This is a genomic window from Novosphingobium sp. (genome assembly GCF_039595395.1).
Classification (GTDB): Bacteria; Pseudomonadota; Alphaproteobacteria; order Sphingomonadales; family Sphingomonadaceae; genus Novosphingobium.
In genome coordinates this window covers 1,445,670-1,465,664 of sequence record NZ_JBCNLP010000001.1, presented here as the reverse complement: position 1 = coordinate 1,465,664, position 19,995 = coordinate 1,445,670, and the positions used below count along the sequence as shown (strand labels likewise).

The window sequence follows — 19,995 nt, the reverse complement described above, 5'->3', positions numbered from 1 at the left end:
TAAAATCTACCAATATGGTGGAGTTTTCCTGTCTTGCCCCTTGACCGGGCGACAACGCATACGGGCGCATCCCTGAACGGAGCGAACGGAGCATCCGGTGACATCACGCAGATCCCTCAAATCCCTGGCGCTGACCCTGCTGGCCGCCTCCAGCCTGAGCGTTGCTGTCGGCGCCGCCCCCGCGCTGGCCCAGGCGCCGGTCAGCCCCGCCGCGCCAGCGCCCGCACCGCAGGCGCAGGCCCGACCCAACTTTCTGGTGATCGTCGCCGACGATATCGGCTGGTCGGACCTTGGCGCTTTCGGGGGCGAGATCCGCACCCCCAATCTCGATGCGCTGGCCAATGCGGGCGTGCGCTTCACCGGCTTCCACACCGCGCCGACCTGCTCGCCCACGCGTTCTGAACTGCTCTCGGGGGTGGACAATCACGAGGCCGGGCTCGGCTCGATGGCCGAGTTGCTCGACGAGCATCAACGCGGGCATGACGGCTATGAGGGCGTGCTCAACACCCGCGTCGCCTCGATCGCCGAGCTGCTGAAAGCGGGCGGCTATCACACGCTGATGGCGGGCAAATGGCATCTGGGCCTGACCGAGGCGACCAGCCCGGCGGCGCGCGGTTTCGAGCAGTCCTATGCGCTGCTTCAGGGGCTGAGCAACCATTTCGGCAAGGACCAGACCGAGGCCTGGGGCAAGGCGGGCGAACGCTCGACCTGGCGCGAAGGGCTCAAGGAAGTCCATTATCCCGAGGGCAAATATGTCGACGACCAGTTCGGCGACCGGCTGATCGACTTCCTCGGCCAGAGCGCCAAGGCGGGCGACACGCGCCCCTTCTTCGCCTATCTCACCTTCACCGGCCCGCACTGGCCGATGCAGGCCCCGCCCGAGGATATCGCGCGCTACAAGGGCCGCTATGACGCGGGCTACGATGTGCTGCGCGCCGAGCGCCTCGCCCGGCAGAAGGTGCTGGGTCTGGTCCCGCAGGACGCCATCGCCCATGCCCATGAGCTGGCCAAGCCGTGGGACCAGCTGACGCCGGAAGAAAAGGCCCTCGAATCCCGCAAGATGGAGGTCTATGCCGCGATGGTCGACCGGCTCGACCAGAATGTCGGCCGCGTGGTGGCCGAGCTGAAGCGCACGGGCCGCTATGACAACACCGTCATCATCTTCCTGGGCGACAATGGCCCCGAGGGCAACACGATCAACGGGCCCAAGGGCGGCAGCTTCAATGCCTCGCTGAAGATCGACAACTCGCTCGGCAACATCGGCAAGGCCAATTCCTATGTCGGCTACGGCCCCGGCTGGGCCGAGGCCAATGCCACCCCCTCGCGTCTGGTGAAGTCCTATCCCACCGAGGGCGGCATCCGCACCACCGCTTTCGCCACGGGCTTCGGCGTGAAGGGCGGACGCATTTCGGGGGCCAATCTCAGTGTCACCGACATCGCCCCCACCCTGCTGCAACTGGCCGGCGTGACCCAGCCCGCCAGCTTCAACGGCCACCCCATCCTGCCCCATGAGGGCCATAGCTGGAGCGCGCTGCTGGCCGGCACCGCGCAGACCGTGCGTTCGCCCGAGGAGCCGCTGGGCTATGAGCTGTTCTACCGCCGGGGCCTGCGCAAGGGCGACTGGAAGCTGGTCTATCTGCCCGCCATCAAGCCCGAGGGCGCGGCCTATCTCAAGGCCGGTGTGGGCGACAATCAGTGGCGCCTCTACAATCTGGCGCGCGATCCGGGCGAGACCACCGATCTGGCCGCCAGCGAGCCCGCCAAACTGAAGGAGCTGCTGGCCGATTGGGATGTCTACGCCAAGCAGAAGGGCGTGATCCCGCTGGCCCAGAAGTAAGGCGAACCATGCCGCATCGCGCCCCGGCGGGGTGCGGCATGGTTTTCGTCAGGCGCGGCTCAGCAGCTTTGTCGCCTGCACGAGATGCGGGCGATCGACCATCCGCCCATCCAGCGACAACACCCCCGCATCGGGCTGCGCGGCAAAGGCATCGACGATGCGCTGTGCCTCGTCGATTTCTTCGCCGGTGGGCGTAAATCCGGCATTGATGATAGCGATCTGCGCAGGATGCAGCGCCAGCATGCCGGTAAAGCCATCCCGCCGCGCCCGCGCCACATAGGCCGCCAGCCCCGCCTCATCACGGATCGCCGGAAACACCGTTTCGATGGCAGCGGTTTCGGCGGCATGCGCGGCAAACAAAGTGAGCCCGCGCAGCATCTCGTAAGGCGGGGTGTAGCGACCATCTTCCTCGCGCGAGGTGGCGGCCCCGATGGCGGCGGGCAGATCCTCCGCTCCCCATGTCAGCCCCAGCAGATGCTTGGCGACCGCACCATAGGTCCCAAGCTGGAACACCGCAGCCGGGGTTTCCGTGGCGATGGGCAGCACGGGCACGGCGCCCTCCCCCATGGCCTCGATCAGAGCCGCAAGGCTGGCCGCGCCTTCTGCCTTGGGCAGTACAATGCCATCGGGGCGGGCGGACAACACCGCTGCCAGATCGGCCGCAGCCATGGCCGTCGCCAGCGGATTGATCCGCACCAGCACCGGCAGATTGCGCGGCCCGGCCAGATAGTCCGCCACCGCCGCGCGTGCCCTTGCCTTGGCGCTTAACCCCACCGAATCCTCCAGATCGAGGATCACCGCATCGGCCCCGCTCGCCGCCGCCTTGGCGAAGCGTTCGGGCTGGTCGCCGGGGACGAAGAGCAGCGAGCGCAACCTCATGCCGCGCGCCTCTGGATCAGCGCGCTGCGCTGGCAGGAGAGCACCGTCTCGCCGCGCTGGTTGGTCAGCCAGTGGCGGAAGATGACGATCCCGGCCTGCGGGCGCGATTTCGATTCACGCAGTTCCAGAATTTCGCTGTGGCAGGTCAGCGTGTCGCCGATAAAGGTCGGCAGCGGGGTGACCACCTTGTCGAAACCCAGATTGGCGACCAGCGTGCCCACCGTGGTATCCCCCACCGACAGCCCGACGCACAGGCTGAAGGTGAAGGTGGAGTTGACCAGAATCCGCCCGAACTCGCTGGCCCTGGCCGCCTCGGCATCGAGATGCAGCGGCTGGGTGTTATGCGTCATGGCCGAGAAGAGCAGATTGTCGGTCTCGGTCACGGTGCGGCTGGGCTGGTGAGTCAGCGTGTCGCCCACCTGCCAATCCTCGAAACAGCGTCCACCCATCAGGCTTCTCCCTCGGCTTTGACCTCGATGCGCGCCAGCAAGGCATCGGCGGCGACCTGCTGCCCCACGCGGGCGGACAGGGCCGTCACCACGCCATCGAAGGGCGCCAGCAGAGCCTGTTCCATCTTCATCGCCTCCAGCGTCAAGAGCTTCTGCCCCTTGCGCACCGTTTCGCCGGGGCTGACAAACACACCGATCACCAGACCGGGCATCGGCGCCTCGATCGCGCCGGAGCCTGCCGCCCCCTCGCCCGCTGCCGGGCGCCATGGGGTGAGATGAAACGTCTCGCCCCCCTCGCTGACCAGCCAACCACTGCCCTGTTTCAGCACCGGCATGGCAGGCTGCCGCGACGACAGCGTCACCGGATAAAGCCGGTCCCCCTGCGCCAGACGGACCACGGTGGGCGCTGGCTCTGCATTGGCGCGCAGCCCCCGCACCTGCCAGGCCCCCGGCAACAGCGGCCCCGTCAGTGTCATGCGGGCCACGGCCTGCAGCGCCGCCTCGGAAGGTTCGCCCGAGGGCATCCATGCCTCCCCCTTGCGCGCGATGAGGCCGGTATCGACCTGCCCTGCGGCGAAATCCTCATCCGCCAGCGCCCTGGTCAGGAAGGCGGCATTGGTCTTCACCGGCCAGCATTCGACCTTGGCCACCATATCCTCCAGCCTTGTCCGCGCAGCATTGCGCGTCGGAGCATGGGCGATCAGCTTGGCGATCATCGGATCGTAATGCGGGCTGACCGCCAGCCCCTGCGCCACGCCAGTGTCCACCCGCCCCTGATTGTCAGGCAGGGCAAGCCGCGTCAAAGGCCCGGTGCTGCGGCAGGAAGCCGCGCGACGGATCCTCGGCGTAGAGGCGCGCCTCGATCGCATGGCCGGTGATGGCCAGTTCATCCTGCCGCAGCGGCAGCGGCTCGCCGCTCGGCGACGCGCAGCTGCCATTCGACCAGGTCCTGGCCGGTGATCACCTCGGTGACCGGGTGTTCGACCTGCAGGCGGGTGTTCATCTCCATGAAGTAGAAGCGGTCATGCCCTCGCCGGGATGAACTCGACGGTGCCGGCGCCCACGTAGTTGACCGAAGCCGCGGCCTTCACCGCCGCCTCGCCCATGGCGCGGCGCAGGTCGCCATCCAGCACCGGCGCGGGGGCTTCCTCGATGACCTTCTGGTGGCGGCGCTGCACCGAGCAGTCGCGTTCGAAGAGGTAGAGCGAGGTTGCCGTGGCGGTCGCCGAACACCTGGATCTCGACATGGCGCGGGCGCGCAACGTATTTCTCGATCAGCACGTGGTCGTTGCCGAAGGACTTTTCCGCCTCGCGCTGGCAGGATGGCCAGGGCATCGGCGAAATCTTCCGGCTTTTCGACCAGGCGCATGCCCTTGCCGCCGCCGCCCGCCCCCGCCTTGATCAGCACCGGGTAGCCGATGGCCTCCGCCTGCTGGGCGCAGGAAAGCCGCATCCTGCTGGTCGCCCTGATAGCCGGGGGTGACGGGCACGCCGGCCTTGGCCATCAGCGCCTTGGCGGCATCTTTCAGCCCCATGGCGGCGATGCTGGCGGGATCGGGGCCAATCCAGACCAGCCCCGCCTCGGTCACGGCCTCGGCGAAGTCCGCATTCTCCGAAAGGAAGCCGTAGCCGGGATGGATCGCCTGCGCGCCGGTGGCCAGCGCCGCCGCGATGATGCGGTCGCCGCGCAGATAGGAATCACGCGCGGGCGCCGGGCCGATGGCGACGGCTTCGTCGGCCTGACGGACATGCAGCGCCTGAGCGGTCGGCCTCGGAATAGACCGCCACGGTGGCGATGCCCAGGCGGCGCGCAGGTGCGGATGACGCGGCAGGCGATTTCGCCGCGGTTGGCGATCAGGATCTTGCTGAACATGGCCATCACATCCTGAACACGCCAAAGCGGGTGGCTTCGGGCGCAGGCCCTTCCATGCAGACGCCCAGCGCCAGGCCGAGCACGTCGCGGGTCTGCGCCGGGTCGATCACGCCGTCGTCCCACAGGCGGGCGCTGGCGTAGTAGGGATGGCCCTGGCGCTCGTACTGCTCGCGGATCGGCGCCTTGAAGGCCTCGGCTTCTTCCGCCGCGGCTGGCCAGCTCCTCGGGGCCGCCGCCTGCTCGCGCTTGACCGTGGCCAGCACGCCGGCGGCCTGCTCGCCGCCCATCACGCCGATGCGCGCGTTCGGCCACATCCACAGGAAGCGCGGGTGAGTAGGCGCGGCCGCACATGCCGTAGTTGCCGGCGCCGAAGCTGCCGCCGATCAGCACGGTGAACTTGGGCACCTTGGCGCGCAGGCCACCGCGGTCACCAGCTTGGCGCCGTGCTTGGCGATGCCACCGGCCTCGTACTTGCGGCCGACCATGAAGCCGGTGATGTTCTGCAGGAACAGCAGCGGGATGCCGCGCTGGCAGGCCAGTTCGATGAAGTGCGCGCCCTTCTGCGCGGCCTCGGCGAAGAGGATGCCGTTGTTGGCCAGGATGGCCACCGGATAGCCGTGCAGGTGGGCGAAGCCGCAGACCAGGGTGGTGCCGAACAGCGCCTTGAACTCGTCGAACTCGCAGCCGTCGACCAGGCGGGCGATCACCTCGCGCACGTCGTAGGGCTGCTTGCTGTCGGCGGGAATCACCCCGTACAGCTCCTCGGCGGGGTAGAGCGGTTCGGCCACATCCTGCGGCGGGGTGTGGGGCTTTTGCTGCGGCCCCAGTTGAGGTTGGCGATGCAGCGGCGGGCGATGGCCAGGGCATGGTCGTCGTCCTCGGCATAGATGGTCGGCCACGCCCGAGCGGCGGGCAGTGCACGTCGGCGCCGCCCAGTTCCTCGGCGCTGACCACCTCGCCGGTGGCGGCCTTCACCAGCGGCGGGCCGGCGAGGAAGATGGTGGCCTGTTCGCGCACGATCACGGTCTCGTCGCTCATCGCCGGCACGTAGGCCCCGCCGGCGGTGCAGGAGCCCATCACCACGGCGATCTGCGGGATGCCCTGGGCCGACATGTTGGCCTGGTTGAAGAAGATGCGGCCGAAGTGCTCGCGGTCGGGGAACACCTCGTCCTGGTGCGGCAGGTTGGCGCCGCCCGAGTCCACCAGGTAGATGCAGGGCAGGCGGTTTTCCTCGGCGATGTCCTGGGCGCGCAGGTGCTTCTTCACGGTCAGCGGGAAAGTAGGTGCCGCCCTTCACCGTGGCATCGTTGCCCAGGACCATCGCCAGACGGCCAGAAACGCGGCCGATGCCGGCGATGACGCCGGCGCCGGGCACGGCATCGTCGTACATGCCGTCGGCGGCCAGTTGGCGGAAAGCTCCAGGAAGGGCGAGCCGGGGTCGAGCAGGCGCTCGATGCGGTCGCGCGGCAGCAGCTTGCCGCGCGCGCTGTGCTTGTCGCGGGCCTTCTCGCCGCCGCCCAGCGCGGCCTTGGCGACGCGGTCGCGTAGATCCTGCGCCAGAGCACGGTTGTGCGCCTCACGCGCCTGTGTCTGCGGATCGTTGCGATCGAGCAGCGTCGGGAGGATGGGGCCGGTCATGCGCCCAGCGAACAGTTCGCGGCCGATCAGCATGCGGCGGATCTCGCTGGTGCCGGCGCCGATCTCGTAGCAGCTTGGCGTCGCGCAGACAGCGGCCGGCCGGGAACTCGTTGATGTAGCCGTTGCCGCCGAGGATCTGGATCGCCTCCCCGGCCACGCGGGTGGCGTTCTCGCTGGCCAGCAGGATCGCGCCCGCCGCATCGAAACGCGTGGTCTGCCCGGCATCGCAAGCCCGCGCCACAGCGTAGACATAGGCCCGCGCCGATTGCAGAGCGACGTACATGTCGGCCACCTTGCCCTGGATCAGCTGGAATTCGCCGATGGTCTGGCCGAACTGCTGGCGGTCGTGGATGTAGGGCACCACCACGTCCATGCAGGCCTGCATGATGCCCAGTGGGCCGCCCGGCGAGCACCACGCGCTCGTAGTCGAGGCCGCTCATCAGCACCTTCACCCCGCCGTTGACCGCGCCCAGGACGTTCTCCTCGGGCACCTCGACGTCCTGGAACACCAGTTCGCAGGTTGGGTTCGAGCCGCGCATGCCCAGCTTGTCGAGCTTCTGGCCGATGGAGAAACCGGGGAAGCCCTTCTCGATCAGATGAAGGCGGTGATGCCCTTGCGCCCGGCCGTCCGGGTCGGTCTTGGCATAGACCACCAGCGTGTCGGCATCCGGGGGCCGTTGGTGATCCACATCTTGCTGCCGTTGAGCACGTAAGCGGTCGCCGACCCGCTTGTCGGCGCGCAGCTTCATCGAGACCACGTCGGAGCCGGCGTCCGGCTCGCTCATCGCCAGCGCGCCGATGTGCTCGCCGCTGATCCAGGGCCGGCAGGTAGCGGGCCTTCTGTTCGGCGTTGCCGTTGCGCTTGATCTGGTTGACGCACAGGTTGGAATGCGCGCCATAGGACAGGCCCACCGAGGCCGAGGCGCGCCCCACCTCCTCCACCGCGATCACATGCTCCAGATAGCCGAGGCCAAGCCCGCCATCTTCTTCCTCAACCGTGATGCCATGCAGGCCAAGCTCGCCCATCTGCGGCCAGAGCTCGCTGGGGAAGCGGTCCTCGGCATCGATGGCGGCGGCCAGCGGCGCGATTTTCTGGTCGGCGAAACGCGCCACGCTTTCGCGGATCATCAGCGCGCTCTCGCTCAGGGCGAAGTCGAAATCGGGGGTCGCCTTCATGCTGTCCTCTCATCTTTTGCCGGGAGGATAAGCCAGAGACGTTAATATGAAAAATTGAAAACTATCGCCTTTCAGGATAGATTTTTTCTATGATCAAGCGCAACCATATCCGCCACTTTCTGGCGCTGGCCGATGCGGGGAGCTTTGCTCAGGCCGCAGCCCGGCTGCATATCACCCAGCCCACGCTTTCCTCAGGCATCGCCGAGTTGGAGCGGCTGGTGGGCACGCGCCTGTTCCTGCGCGACCGGCGCCATGTCCGCCTGACCGAGACCGGGGGCGCCTTCCTGCCCATCGCCCGCGATCTGGAGCGCGGCTTTCGCGTCGCCGACAGTTTCGGCGCGGCGCCCGCCGTCGAATGGCCAACCCTGCGCCTTGGCGTGCTGCGCACCGTGGCGAACCGCGATCTGGGGCGGATCGTGGCGGCGCTGGGCGCCCATTACGGCATCGAAGTGATCGAGGGCACGGACTATGACCTGCGCGCCGCGCTGACGGGCGGGCGCATCCATCTGGCGCTCACCCTGCTGCGCGAGGCCGAGCATGATCTGGTCGCCCATCCGCTCTGGGAGGAGGCCTATACGATGCTGGTGCCGCAAAACCACCCGCTGGCCGGTCGCGACCATGTGGCGCCCGAGGATCTGGCCGGAGAGATCATGATCGCCCGCCGTTCCTGCGAAATTCTGGAGGACACCAGCCGCTTCTTCACCGGCGCCGGGGTCCGCCCGCGCTTCGCCCTGCGGTCGGAGAGCGATGAGCGCTGTCTGGCGATGGTCGCGGCGGGGCTGGGCATCACCACCGCCCCCGCCTCGCTGGCAATTGATGGAACCGTGCCGCTGGCGGTCGATGGCTATGCGTTCCGGCGCAGGATCGGCCTGCTGCATGATCGCCAATGGTCGCCGGGTGGCGGCATGACGCTGGATCAACTGATCGACCCCGCCCGTCTCAGCAGCGCCACGCCTTAACCTTTCGACAACGGCCTGCCGCAAACGCCCCTTAACCCCTTGCTCCCGCCACCGTCCTGCCTGTGTGGACGGGTATTACGTCGCATTGGAGAGCAGTGATGAGCATTCAGATTGGCGCCGTTGGTTCCAGCACCGCCGCCGCCTGGCAGGCACAGTTGCAGGCCTCGCCTCCCGCCGCCCCCGCGATTGCCGCAAATGCCGCCGCGGAACAGCAAGTCGCCACCGCCTCGGCCGCGATGGCCACGGGTAGCACCTTTTCCATCATGGCCTGACCCAAAGGCTACGAGTTTCGGCTCGCCGGTCTTGCGTGTCCTGCCCGACTGGGGTCCGGCAGGAGCATCTTGCGCCCTAACCCTGCCGGTCTTTGCTCTCACGCAAAGGCCGGCATCCCTGCGTCTGCGTCAGTCCTCGCCGCCATGGTCGGGCCCGGCATAGCCCGGCAGATAGGCGGCCTCGGGGATGCGCGCCAGTTCCACGCCCTTCACCAGCGCCTTGTCGAACTTGTCCGCGATCTGGCCGCGCTTGATGCGGCTGCGGAAGTAATCGGCCCAGAGGAACTCGGTGTAGGGCGTCACGCTTTTGGCATAGCCGCCCGCGCGCCTCACTTCGCCTGCCAGCGAGCGATAGGGGTCATCCTCCAGCTTGCCGACGTGGCGGGGCAGGTCCTTCCAGTCGCGGCGCTCACCCTCGCCATCATAGGGATGCAGCCAGTTGTGGCTGTCCATAAAGGCGAAGAAGCGCTTCTTGGGCAGATGCTGCAGCTTGGCGATCACCGAAACCAGCACCTTTTCCTCCCCTGCCTCATGCAGCGCGAGCGCCAGATGATGGTGGTCGACCAGCCAGTGCAGCCCGTCCGGCCCCAGCACCGTGGGGATCATATGGGTGCCCAGAAAGGCGCCGCCCTTGCCTTCCGCATTGGCTTTCAGCTTCTCCCACGCGTCGCGCTTGCGGCGCACCTCATGCATGCCCACCGTCATTTGCGTCGGGCGCAGATCCTTGATCGGCACGGCGTGAAGGACGGGTTCGATCGGATGAGACAAGGCCATTGGGTCATTCCCCCTCAGTTTTGACGAGCTTGCAGCACGGCATCGGCCACGCTGTGCGTTGAATGCACCGCCAGATCGCCCATACCGGCGGCGACCAGCACATCGCGCACCCGGTCATGCGCGCGGGCCAGCACCAACTGCTTGCCGATAGCGGTCAGCCCTTGCGCGAACTCGGCCAGCGCATCGATGGCGGTGCTGTCGAGGTCATTGCTTTCCTCAAGGCTGAGCACCACCAGCGGCGCGGCACTGGCGCGGGCCAGCGTATCGATGGCGCGCAGGGCGGTTTCGGCATTGGCGAAGATCAGCGGCGCATTGGGGCGGAAGATGGCGACCTGCGGCAACGCCTGCGCATCGGGATGCCGGGCGATATCGACGAAATCATGGCTCTGCCCGATGCGCCCCAGCGCGCTGATCGAGGGATGCGCCAGCACATAGAGCAGATGCGCCACCGACAGGGCAATCGCCGCCAGCATGCCATTGAGCACCCCCAGCCCCAGCACCCCCAGAGCGGCGACCAGAGCAATCCAGCCATCGCGCTGAATATGGAAAAGGCGCAGCAGCGGCGCGGGCGACAGCGCATGGGTCAGCGCCGCAATCACCACGGCGGCCAGCACAGGCTCGGGTATGCGCGCGATCCAACCCGCCGCAAACAGCGCCAGCAGCAGCACCGCAAGCGCGGCCATGGCGGCGGCGGCGCGACTGGTGGCGCCCGCCGCCTCATTGGCGGAGCCTGCTGAAAAGCCCGCCCCCACCGGCATGCCCTGCGCCACGGCGGCGGCAATGTTGGCCACGCCCAGTGCGCCCAGCTCGCGGTTGGCATCGATCGCATCGCCATGCTTGAGCGCCAGCGAGCGCATCGTCCCCCAGCTTTCGGCAAAGAGGATCAGCGCAATCGGCGCGGCCAGCTGGAACAGGCGCGGCAACAGCGCCAGCGGCGGCAGATCGAGCCTGGGCATGCCGAGCGTCACCGGCCCGGCCAGCGCCACATGCCACAATTCCGGCGCGGCGGTGGAGCCCAGCGCAATCCCCCCCACGATCACCAACAGAGCTCCCGGCACCTGAGGCATGCGCCGTAACGCAAGAATGGCGCCCAGCGCGATCAGGCCGATGGCGGCGCTGGGCCAATTGGCGCGCGGCAGAGCCTCGACCAGATGCGGCAAAGCGGTCCAGATCGGGCCGCTGATGCCAGAGATGCCGAGCAGCGGCGGGATCTGTTTCAGGATGATGGTGATCGCCAGCCCGAAAGCAAAGCCATGCAGCACCGGGCGCGAGATAAAGGCCGAAAGGCTGCCCAGCCGGAACGCCGACAGCCCCAGAAAAATCACCCCGACCAGCGCCACCAGCATGGTCGCCAGCGCATCGCGATCGACGCCGCTGGCCAGCTCATTGGTGGCAAGGCCGCCGATGGCCGCCGCCAGAATCGCCGCCGAGGAGGAAGTGGGCGAGACCACGGCAAACCGGCTGCGCCCGGCCAGAGCATAGGCGAGGCCTCCCGCGATCCCCGCCTCCAGAGCGCGGCCCGGCGGCAATCCGGCAAGCCCGGCATAGGCCACGCCTTCCGGCAACATCAGCCCGGCCACCGCCAGAGCGGTCAGCAGATTGCGCGGATCGAAGCGGATAGCCCCCTCCCCCTTTTGCCCTGACGCGCCCTAATCGCGCCGAGCCCGCCACTGTGGCGCCAAACCGCCGCCAAGCCAAGCCCTGATCAGGCGGCGATAAAGCGGCGCCCCAGCAGGGTCGTCAGGCCGGTGATGGTCAGGCCGGCGGCCAGATGCATCACGAAATCCATCGGATGCAGCGTGCCGGGATGGCAAAAGCCCAGCAGCCCGGCGACGGAAAAGGCAATGCCTCCCCCCGCCAGCGCCAGCACCCGTCCGGGGCGCAGCGCGCGCGTGCGGCGCAGCGCCAGAATGACCATCGGCATGATCGGCGCACTGGCCAGCATCATGAAGGTGTAGCAATACATCCCCGCTCCGGGCCGGATGGGATGCGGCGGCGACTGCGCGATTTTGGCAAGGCTGATCGCCAACCAGACCAGCGCCAGAGCCGCAGGCAGGCGCAACCCGCGTGTATCGCGCCCCGGAATGCTGCCCGCAAAGGCCTGCACCATCACCGTCAGCCCCACGCCCAGCGCCAGTGCGATCTCCACCATGGGCCAGACCATGCCGGGCGCGCTCCAGTCGGGCTGGTAATGCGGGATCAGGCGGGTCATCAGAAAGCCGCAGGGCAGCGCCAGCGCCATCCAGCCCAGCGCGCGCAAACCCGCAGGCCGGGGCCGCTGCACCGGCGCCAGCGAGGCGCTAAGCTGGTCGATCAGCAGGTCGTGATCAGCCATTGTCGCCCACCCCCTTCTCCTGACGCAGCCGGGCAAAGGCCCGATGCAGCAAGGCTTTCAAGGCAGGCACCGACTGGCTAGTGGCCTGAGCGGCGGAATCGAGACTCATCTGTTGCAGCTTGACCATCTCCACGGCCTGACGTTGCCGGGCAGGCAGGCAGGCGAGCAACTGGCTCACCTCGCCCTCCACGGCGAAATCCTCCATGCGGTGGGTGGCATCGGGGTCCAGCTCCATCGCCAGCACGGTTTCATCCCATATTTCACGGCGCTGGATGCGCCCTTGCCGACGTAGGCCATCGATGGCGCGGGTGGCGGCAATCGCCGCGATCCACGGCATGATCGGCCGCGCCGGATCATAGGTGTGGCGCACGCGGTGCAGCGTCATCAGCGTATCCTGCACCACATCCTCGGCCAGCGCCTCGTCGAAGACGCGGCGGCGCACCAGCGACTGGATCGCGGGCGTGATGCTGCCCAGCAGCAGGCGATAGGCCTGCCCGTCGCCATCCTGCGCCTTTTGCATCAGAGCGGGCCACAGGGCAGGTTCGACCCTTGCGGTGCGCGGCGGTGCGGCCCTGCCATGTCCTGCGTCATTTCGTGCCGACACTTTGCCCATCCTGCCCAGCCGCCCGGTCGGAGCATCTGCGGCAAGTCGCAGGGCTGATGCAAGCGCCATCTGAACTCACGCCTTTCCGGAGGCCTTGTCCAGCGCCTCGACCAGCAAGCCCTTGCTCAGGACCTGAGGCAGGATCACCGGCTCCTTGCCATCGGCGGGATAGATCACCGTCAGCGGCAGGCTGTCGCGGCCATAGGCGGCCATGGCATCCTGAATTTTCGCGTCGAATTTGGTGGAATCGGCCACCAGAAAGGTCGTGCCGGTGCGGGCCAGAGCGGTCTTCACCTCCTGCGTGGACAGGGTGGTCTTTTCATTGACCTGACAGGTGATGCACCAGCTTGCGGAAAAATCGATCAGGATCGGCTTGCCCTGCTTGCGCAGCGCCGCGACCTTTTCGGGCGACCATGCGCTGGGCGCGGCATCGGCCAGCGAAGGCGCCGCCTCGGCATGGACGGGAATGCCGCCCGCCGGGCGCAGGATGGCCACGGCGATCAGCGCAGCGACCGCGCCCGCAGCGCCATAGAAGCCGCCAAAGCCCTGCCCCATCATGCGGCGCTTCTGCCCCAGCCCATAGAGCCAGGCCGCAAAGCCCAGCGCCACAAAGCTGGCCAGCAGCACCGCCAGCCCGCCATTGCCAGCCTGCTGGGCCAGCACCCAGGTCAGCCAGGCCGCCGCGCCGAACATCGGGAAAGCCATCACGGTCTTGACCGTGCCCATCCACGCGCCGGGCTTGGGCAGGCGCCTGGCCAGAGCGGGAACGAAGGAAATCAGCGTGAAAGGCGCGGCAAAGCCCAGCCCCAGCGCGGCAAAGATCGCCAAAGCAACCAGCGGCGGCTGCACCAGCGCATAGCCCAGCGCGCCCGCCATAAAGGGCCCGGAACAGGGCGTGGCGACCACGATCGCCAGCACGCCGGTCAGCGCCGCGCCCAGCGGGCCGGACGCCTTGCCGCCGCTCTGGCCAATGCGCTGGATTGCGAGGCCAAACTCGAACAGGCCCGCCAGATTGAGACCCGCTCCCAGCATCACCAAAGCCAGCACCGCGATGACCAGCGGCGACTGGAGCTGAAAGCCCCAGCCCACCGCAGCGCCGCCCGCACGCGCCGCGATCAGCGCGCCCGACAGCGCCAGCATGGCCACCATCACGCCTGCAAAAAAGGCAAGCCCCTCGGCCCGCAACTGTCCGGGATGCTCGTCACCATGGCGCACCAGCCCCATGATCTTGAGCGAAATCACCGGAAACACGCAGGGCATCAGATTGAGGATCAATCCGCCCAGAAACGCGGACAACAGAGCGATAAGCATAGGGGCCTGCCTTCTTTACCAACCGGGCCTGGAGTCTGATTGGACATGCGCAAAGCGCATGTCCTGGGCGGCGCCAGCCCTCTCCCCCACCCGGCCACCCATATGATACTGCCGTTGGGTGGCCGGGTGGGGGAGAGGGCTGGCGCCGCAAATCCGGCTTCGCCGGATTTGCAAACGAACTCTTACGAGTGCTTCGCGCGCCAGGCCTTCACGGCTTCGAGCGACTTGGTGATGTGCTGCTCGGGATTGCGGTCGGAGTAGGCCATCAGGATCTTGCCATCGGGCGCGATCACGTAAGAGGTGCGGTCCGACAGGGTCTTGCCCATCGCCTGCATCTGGTTCTTGTATTCACCGGCGATCTTGGCGTCGGGATCGGCGGCCACGGCAAACTTGTTGCGGCATTCCACCTTGGAGAATTCGGCCACGCGGTCGATGTTGCCCGAGGTGACGCCGATCACCGTGGCATGCAGCTTGTTGAAGCTGTCGGTCGCCTCGGCGAAGGAATGAGCCTCGATGGTGCAGCCGGGGGTGAAGGCGGCCGGGAAGAAATAGAGCACCACAGGGCCCTTCTTGAGCGCCTGCTTGAGCGAGAAAGGCATTTCCTTGCCGCCCAGCGCGGCCTTCAGCGTGAAATCGGGGGCCTTTTCGCCAACCTGCAGCGCGGCCGAGGCAGGCATGGCAGCCAGCAGCGCCAGCGAACCACCCAGAGCCAGAGCGAAACCACGGGCCATTTTGGCGCGATTGAAACCTGTCATCACGTGTGCTCCCATCAAGCGGATGGGGCCGGCATCGCGCCGGCCCCCATTTCCGTTTTCGATGGCAGCGCGGGAAAAGTTGCGCGCCCGATGGAATTTTTTCGCGCGCGGCGCGCTTTTATCCCTGAGCCGCCTTGATGGCGTGGAAAGCACCGCCCATCAGGCGGGTCACTTCCTCGCTGCTCAGCACATAATGCGGCTCATAGTTGAGGCCGAGGCGCGCGGCATGCTTCCACAGATCGACGAACAGCGCCTTGCCGGGGCCGAACGCCAGATCGACATGGCGCGACAGCACGGCAGGCCCCTCCGCCGAATAGGCGAGGCGGAACAGCGCGATATCGATGATGATATCACCCACCATCAGCCAGACATGGCCGTTGAAACGCGGTGCCTCCCCGGCAAAGGCAATGGCCGGGTCGAAAGCCCTGCGATCCCCCAGCACCGGCGTGCCCTCCACCGCCAGCGTCCCGGCCACGACATAGGCAGGTGCAGAAAGCGCACCTTCCAGACGCACCGCCAGAGCCGCGCTCATCAGCGGCGCCTCATCGGGCGAGGCCGGGAAGACGCGCAGCAGGTCAAGGCCCGCTTTCGACACCGCCACCCCGTCATCATGGGTCATGGTCGAGGATTTGAAGGCTTTGGCGGCGGCCCAGCCGTGGTTCTGGGCGACAAGTTTGCCCATTTGGGCGAGGTCTCGGGCGATCGGGGCTTTGTTCATGGCGCGGGGCTCTAGCGTCCCTCCCCGCATGACGCCAGAGCCTCTCTGCCCGGCCCGGCCCCTTGTTCCGATTTGCGCATCGACTGTTTCGTTTTTCGCATTTGCAACATCCATGCTGCGCTGCAATAAGAAACTCGCCTTTCAGGCATCCTCTCCCAAACTTTCCAAGGCCCGGTCTCACGATCGGGCTTTTTTTTGGCCATCGACAGAGGCGAAGGCCTGAGGCATGCGGCCCGCTCGCTCTCAAAGAAAAGGCCCGGCTCATGAGTTTCTGCGACACCATCTGGCAAGAGCTGGCCCCGCTGCGCCGCGCCATCCTCGCCCAGCCGTTCCTGAGCGAACTGGCCGATGGCACGCTCAGCCCCGACAGCTTCCGCCATTACATCCTGCAGGACAGCCTCTATCTGGCCGAATATGCCCGTGTGCTGGCCATCGCCGCGGCCCGCGCGCCCTCATCCGCCGGGCGGCTGGAGTTTTCCGACGGCGCCAAGGTGGCCGTGCAGGTCGAGGAAATCCTCCATCAGGGCTTTTTCGCGCAATTCGGTGTCACCCCTGCCATGGTTCAGGTCGCAGAGCCCTCGCCCGCTTGTCTGGGCTACACCGGTTATCTGGCGGGTCTGGCCGCCACACGCAGCTATGAGGAGCTGATCGCGGGCATCCTGCCCTGCTTCTGGGTCTATTGGGAGGTCGGTTGCGCGATCAAGCCGCAGGCTGTCTCGCCCAATCCCTATGCGGCATGGATCGACACCTATGCCGCCCCCGACTTTGGCGCGGCCACGGATCGCGTGCGGGCTCTGGTCGATGAAGCCGCCGCGCAGGCCTCGCCCGCGATTCGGCAAGGCATGGCCACCGCCTTCCGCAATGCGACGCGCTTTGAATGGATGTTCTGGGATTCGGCCTATCGCCAGGCAGAGTGGCCGGTAGGGTTTAATTGAAGAAAGACAGGTGCGAGGGGGTTACCCCCTCGCGCTCCCATAACGTCTCCCGACGATAACACATTGTTTCCCGAAGGTTGTGCCGGAACTCTCCAACTGCGCTTAAATCAGGCGACTCGCTTGCTCTCGCCATCATCCACAGCGTAGAGCCGGAAGAACAGATCCGCGATCTTCTCGGGCGGCGGCGGCTGCATCATGCCCTGCGGGCAATTGAGCCCCAGCAGCACCCGCTGATGCGAAATGCCAGTGCACAGCGAGATCAGCACCTGCGCCATTTCCAGCGCCGTGCCGCCGCTCAACCGCCCGGCCTCGACATGGCTGCCCAGAAAACCCACCAGCAGCGCCTGCACCACGCCGGGGCCGCGCTCATAGAAGATGCGACTCGCCTCTGGAGCCCGCGTGCCCTCGCCGCACAGCAGTTGATAGAGCGCCACCGATTGAGGCTCGCGGATCTTGGCCATGAAGCGGCGGCAGAACCCCTCGATCGCGGTGCGCAAGGGCGCGCCTGAATTGAGCACCTGCACCAGTTCGGTGCGGAACAGCTCGGTCTTTTCCTCGACACAGGCCGCAAACAGCTCTTCTTTCGAGGAAAAATAGCTCCACAGCGTGCCCTTGGAACCGCCCAGACGGGCCGCCACGGCAGACATGGTGGTGCCCGCATAGCCGTGTTCAAAGAAGCACTTGCCCGCGATCTCCAGAATGGTGGCGCGCCGTTCACCCCGGCGCTCTTCTCTCTTGCTCATGCCATTATCCATACACTCAATATGTCGTACTGTACAGTATGGTAATGGGTTGACAAGACCCTTCTACAAGGCGATATGCAGCGTACCCAACAGTACGGTAAAAATTATGAAGCACCCCCCACTTCGCACCACGACCATCCTAGCCGCCCTGCTGCCCGTGCTGCTGGCCGGCTGTGTCAGCCCCCCGCCGCTCGGCCCCAAGCCCACCCCGACCGCCGTATCCGACTATGCCTCTCAGCAAACGCTGGGCGCCGCCACGCGTTCCGATGCGGCATGGCCCACGCAGGACTGGTGGCATGCCTATGGCGACCCCCAGCTCGACGCGCTGATTGCGGAAGGGCTGTCCGGCTCCCCCGATGTCGCGACCGCCGTTGCCCGCCTGCATCAGGCGCAAGGCTATCAGCAGCAGCAGCACGCCCCCCTGCTGCCCAAGCTGGACGGCCGCATCATCGGTCAGGAAACCTATGCCAAGGACTTCCCCGGCGGGATCCTGTCCGACGGCTGGAGCGGCGTTGGCGCCGATGTGCTCCAGCTCAGCTTCGATCTTGACCTCTGGGGCAAGAACCGCGCCGCCCTGCGCGCCGCCAAGCTGGAAAGCACCGCGGCCGAGCTGGATGTGGCGCAGGCCCGCCTGACGCTTTCGACCGCCATCGCCAGCTCCTACGCCGATCTCGCCCGTCTCTATGCCGAGCGCGATGTGCAGGAGGCCTCGATCAGGCTGAAGGAAACGCAGGCCCAGCTCACCAGCGAGCGCGTCACCAACGGCCTCGATACGCAGGCGGAGCTGAAGCAGGCGCAGGCCGCCGTGCCCGCCGCCCGCGAGCAAATGCTGCAGATCGACGAGAACATTGCCCTCACCCGCAATGCTCTGGCCGCGCTGCTCGGCAAGGGTCCGGATCGTGGCCTGTCCATCGCCCGCCCCACGGTGCAGATCGCCGCGCGCGGCCTGCCCGAGGGCGTCACCACCGATCTGATCGCCCATCGCCCCGATGTCGCGGCCGCTCTGGCCCGCGTGAAGGCCGATGACGAGCAGATCAAGGTCGCCCGCGCCGGTTTCTATCCGGCCGTATCGATCTCGGCACTGGCGGCGCATCCCGCGATCGGGCTGGAGAACCTCGTGCAGGGCAGCACCGTGCTGGCCGGCATCGGCCCGTCGATCTCCATGCCGATCTTCCATGCCGGAGAGATCAAGGGCAAGTACCGCTCGGCCCGCTCGACCTTCGACGAGGCGGTCGCCGCCTATGACAAGACTGTCGCGGGCGCCTTCCATGACGTGGCCGACGCCGCCGCCAGCCAGTCGATGCTGACCCAGCGGCTGGAACAGAGCGGCCAGGCCCTCACCCAGTCCGAGGCGGCCTATGAGATCGCCAACATGCGCTACAAGGGCGGGCTCTCCACCTATCTCAATGTGCTTTCGGCGCAGGAGGCCGTGCTGACCGCGCGGCGCACCCATGCCGATCTTCAGGCGCGTGCCTTCACGCTGGATGTCGCGCTGGTGCGCGCTCTGGGCGGCGGGCTGAGTGCCTCTGTCGCCAACAACACCCCCCCTTCAGCGGCCGCAGCCGCAAATGCCCCCAAGGATGCAACCCATGGCTGAAGCCGATCTCAACTCCGTTTCGCAGTCGCAGGAAGACGCGACCCGCTCGAACCGCCGCAAGAAGCTGCTCACCGGCATCGCCATTGCCGTCGTCGCGGCAGGCGTGGTGGCCGGGGGCTGGTATGTGCTGATCGGCAGCCGCCATGTCACCACCGACAACGCCTATGTCGGCGCTGACACCGCCACCATCACGCCGATGGTCGCCGGGCAGATCGCCGAGGTCGATGTGCAGGATACGCAGGTCGTCCACAAGGGCGACGTGCTGGTCCGCATCGACCCGCGCGACGCCCAGATCGCCCTCAACCAGGCCGAGGCGGATCTGGCCAAGGCCAAGCGCCAGTATGGCCAGACCACCTTTGCCGGCAAGGCGCTGGCCACGCAGATCAAGGCCCGTCAGGCCATGATCGTCAGCGCTCAGGCCCAGCTCTCTTCGGCGCAGGCCGCCTATGACAAGGCCAAGATCGATCTGGATCGCCGCCGCACGCTGGCCCCGCATGGCGCCGTCTCGGGCGACGAGCTGACCTCCGCGACCAACGCCTTCGCCGCCGCGCGCGCCAGCCTCGAACAGGCCCGCGCCTCGGTCATGCAGGCCGGATCGGACAAGGGCGTGGCTCAGGGCAACTTCTCGGCCACCGATGCGCTGATCGCGGGCACCACCGTCACCAACAACCCCGATGTGCTGGCCGCGCAGGCCAGGGTCGATCAGGCGAAGCTGGATCTGGAACGCACCGTCATCCGCGCGCCGGTCGATGGCGTGGTCTCGGGCCGCAGCGTGCAGGTCGGTCAGCGCGTGGCCGCGGGCAACACGCTGATGCGCGTGGTGCCGGTGGGCGCGCTCTATGTCGATGCCAATTACAAGGAAAGCCAGCTCCAGAAGGTCAAGGTCGGCCAGAGCGTGGAACTGACCTCCGATCTCTACGGCAGCGGCGTGGTGTTCCATGGCAAGGTCGCCGGTTTCTCGGGCGGCACCGGCAGCGCCTTCGCGCTGATCCCGGCGCAGAACGCCACCGGCAACTGGATCAAGATCGTGCAGCGCCTGCCCGTGCGCGTGAAACTCGATCCCAAGGAGCTGGCCGATCACCCGCTGCGCGTCGGCCTGTCGATGGATGCTGACATCAACCTCTCCAGCGGGGACTGACC

General features: G+C 67.1%; 17 protein-coding genes and 5 pseudogenes. 7 read left to right on the top strand and 15 right to left on the bottom strand.

All coding sequences use genetic code 11. The features are described 5' to 3' along the window. The first annotated feature begins 184 nt into the window (after positions 1-184). A complete protein-coding gene (locus ABDW49_RS06995; RefSeq protein WP_343614194.1) occupies positions 185-1,837 on the top strand; it encodes an arylsulfatase in 1,653 nt (550 codons plus the stop codon). A gap of 48 nt (positions 1,838-1,885) precedes the next feature. Here ABDW49_RS06995 and ABDW49_RS06990 read toward each other — a convergent pair whose 3' ends face one another. From ABDW49_RS06990 to ABDW49_RS06975, 4 genes and pseudogenes are all read right to left on the bottom strand, one after another. Beyond that, positions 1,886-2,716, bottom strand: coding sequence for a CoA ester lyase (locus tag ABDW49_RS06990; protein WP_343610702.1), 831 nt, complete (start codon positions 2,714-2,716; stop codon positions 1,886-1,888). Beyond that, on the bottom strand, positions 2,713-3,165 hold the full coding sequence (locus tag ABDW49_RS06985) for a MaoC family dehydratase (RefSeq protein WP_343610700.1): 453 nt from the start codon (positions 3,163-3,165) through the stop codon (positions 2,713-2,715). Before ABDW49_RS06985 ends, ABDW49_RS06990 begins: the two co-directional genes overlap by 4 nt. After that, positions 3,165-5,038: pseudogene (locus ABDW49_RS06980) on the bottom strand (acetyl/propionyl/methylcrotonyl-CoA carboxylase subunit alpha). Before ABDW49_RS06980 ends, ABDW49_RS06985 begins: the two are co-directional and overlap by 1 nt. Before the next feature lie 5 nt (positions 5,039-5,043). Further along, a pseudogene (locus ABDW49_RS06975) lies at positions 5,044-5,826 on the bottom strand (carboxyl transferase domain-containing protein). 77 nt (positions 5,827-5,903) lie between these two features. Between ABDW49_RS06975 and ABDW49_RS06970 the strand changes: the two are divergent. Then, positions 5,904-6,089: a hypothetical protein gene (locus ABDW49_RS06970; protein WP_343614394.1), complete on the top strand. Its 186-nt coding sequence runs from the start codon at positions 5,904-5,906 to the stop codon at positions 6,087-6,089. Here the strand turns inward: ABDW49_RS06970 and ABDW49_RS06965 are convergent. The 3 pseudogenes from ABDW49_RS06965 to ABDW49_RS06955 form a co-directional block, all read right to left on the bottom strand. After that, positions 6,008-6,304 (bottom strand): annotated as a pseudogene (locus ABDW49_RS06965) (carboxyl transferase domain-containing protein); the annotation flags it as partial. The gene ABDW49_RS06970 and the pseudogene ABDW49_RS06965 overlap by 82 nt on opposite strands. A gap of 76 nt (positions 6,305-6,380) precedes the next feature. Beyond that, positions 6,381-6,428, bottom strand: a pseudogene (locus tag ABDW49_RS06960) (hypothetical protein); the annotation flags it as partial. Positions 6,429-6,685: 257 nt separating this feature from the next. Beyond that, positions 6,686-7,852, bottom strand: a pseudogene (locus tag ABDW49_RS06955) (isovaleryl-CoA dehydrogenase); the annotation flags it as partial. A gap of 89 nt (positions 7,853-7,941) precedes the next feature. Between ABDW49_RS06955 and ABDW49_RS06950 the strand changes: the two are divergent. Continuing rightward, positions 7,942-8,811 (top strand): LysR family transcriptional regulator, encoded by an 870-nt coding sequence (locus ABDW49_RS06950; protein ID WP_343610698.1) that lies wholly within the window; start codon positions 7,942-7,944, stop codon positions 8,809-8,811. A 98-nt stretch (positions 8,812-8,909) separates the two neighbouring features. Continuing rightward, the gene (locus ABDW49_RS06945; RefSeq protein ID WP_343610696.1) at positions 8,910-9,083 is read left to right on the top strand and encodes a hypothetical protein; all 174 of its coding nucleotides are present in this window, start codon (positions 8,910-8,912) and stop codon (positions 9,081-9,083) included. 129 nt (positions 9,084-9,212) lie between these two features. On the opposite strand, the gene ABDW49_RS06940 is transcribed toward ABDW49_RS06945, so the two are convergent. From ABDW49_RS06940 to ABDW49_RS06910, 7 genes are all read right to left on the bottom strand, one after another. Then, entirely contained in the window at positions 9,213-9,857 is a 645-nt protein-coding gene (locus ABDW49_RS06940; RefSeq protein WP_343610694.1) for a ParB-like protein, read from the bottom strand. Between the two features lie 14 nt (positions 9,858-9,871). Then, complete coding sequence (locus ABDW49_RS06935; protein ID WP_343614192.1) at positions 9,872-11,452, bottom strand: SulP family inorganic anion transporter; 1,581 nt, start codon at positions 11,450-11,452, stop codon at positions 9,872-9,874. Between the two features lie 110 nt (positions 11,453-11,562). Further along, positions 11,563-12,192, bottom strand: a complete 630-nt coding sequence (locus ABDW49_RS06930) for an NrsF family protein (RefSeq protein ID WP_343610692.1) — start codon at positions 12,190-12,192, stop codon at positions 11,563-11,565. Next, positions 12,185-12,865 carry a sigma-70 family RNA polymerase sigma factor gene (locus ABDW49_RS06925; RefSeq protein WP_343610691.1) on the bottom strand — a complete coding sequence of 227 codons (681 nt, stop codon included), beginning with the start codon at positions 12,863-12,865 and terminating at the stop codon, positions 12,185-12,187. The genes ABDW49_RS06930 and ABDW49_RS06925 overlap by 8 nt, the downstream gene beginning before the upstream one ends. A 6-nt stretch (positions 12,866-12,871) precedes the next feature. Then, positions 12,872-14,107, bottom strand: a complete 1,236-nt coding sequence (locus ABDW49_RS06920) for a thioredoxin family protein (RefSeq protein ID WP_343610690.1) — start codon at positions 14,105-14,107, stop codon at positions 12,872-12,874. Positions 14,108-14,289: 182 nt separating this feature from the next. Continuing rightward, positions 14,290-14,862 (bottom strand): peroxiredoxin, encoded by a 573-nt coding sequence (locus ABDW49_RS06915; protein ID WP_343610688.1) that lies wholly within the window; start codon positions 14,860-14,862, stop codon positions 14,290-14,292. Positions 14,863-14,980: 118 nt separating this feature from the next. Next, entirely contained in the window at positions 14,981-15,580 is a 600-nt protein-coding gene (locus tag ABDW49_RS06910; protein ID WP_343610686.1) for a hypothetical protein, read from the bottom strand. Between the two features lie 263 nt (positions 15,581-15,843). Between ABDW49_RS06910 and tenA the strand changes: the two genes are divergently transcribed. Beyond that, on the top strand, positions 15,844-16,515 hold the full coding sequence (gene tenA / locus ABDW49_RS06905) for a thiaminase II (RefSeq protein ID WP_343610685.1): 672 nt from the start codon (positions 15,844-15,846) through the stop codon (positions 16,513-16,515). 107 nt (positions 16,516-16,622) lie between these two features. On the opposite strand, the gene ABDW49_RS06900 is transcribed toward tenA, so the two are convergent. Further along, positions 16,623-17,258: a TetR/AcrR family transcriptional regulator gene (locus ABDW49_RS06900; RefSeq protein WP_343610684.1), complete on the bottom strand. Its 636-nt coding sequence runs from the start codon at positions 17,256-17,258 to the stop codon at positions 16,623-16,625. A 106-nt stretch (positions 17,259-17,364) separates the two neighbouring features. Between ABDW49_RS06900 and ABDW49_RS06895 the strand changes: the two genes are divergently transcribed. Further along, positions 17,365-18,855 carry an efflux transporter outer membrane subunit gene (locus ABDW49_RS06895; RefSeq protein ID WP_343610683.1) on the top strand — a complete coding sequence of 497 codons (1,491 nt, stop codon included), beginning with the start codon at positions 17,365-17,367 and terminating at the stop codon, positions 18,853-18,855. After that, entirely contained in the window at positions 18,848-19,993 is a 1,146-nt protein-coding gene (locus ABDW49_RS06890; RefSeq protein WP_343610682.1) for an HlyD family efflux transporter periplasmic adaptor subunit, read from the top strand. The genes ABDW49_RS06895 and ABDW49_RS06890 overlap by 8 nt, the downstream gene beginning before the upstream one ends. Positions 19,994-19,995 lie beyond the last annotated feature (2 nt).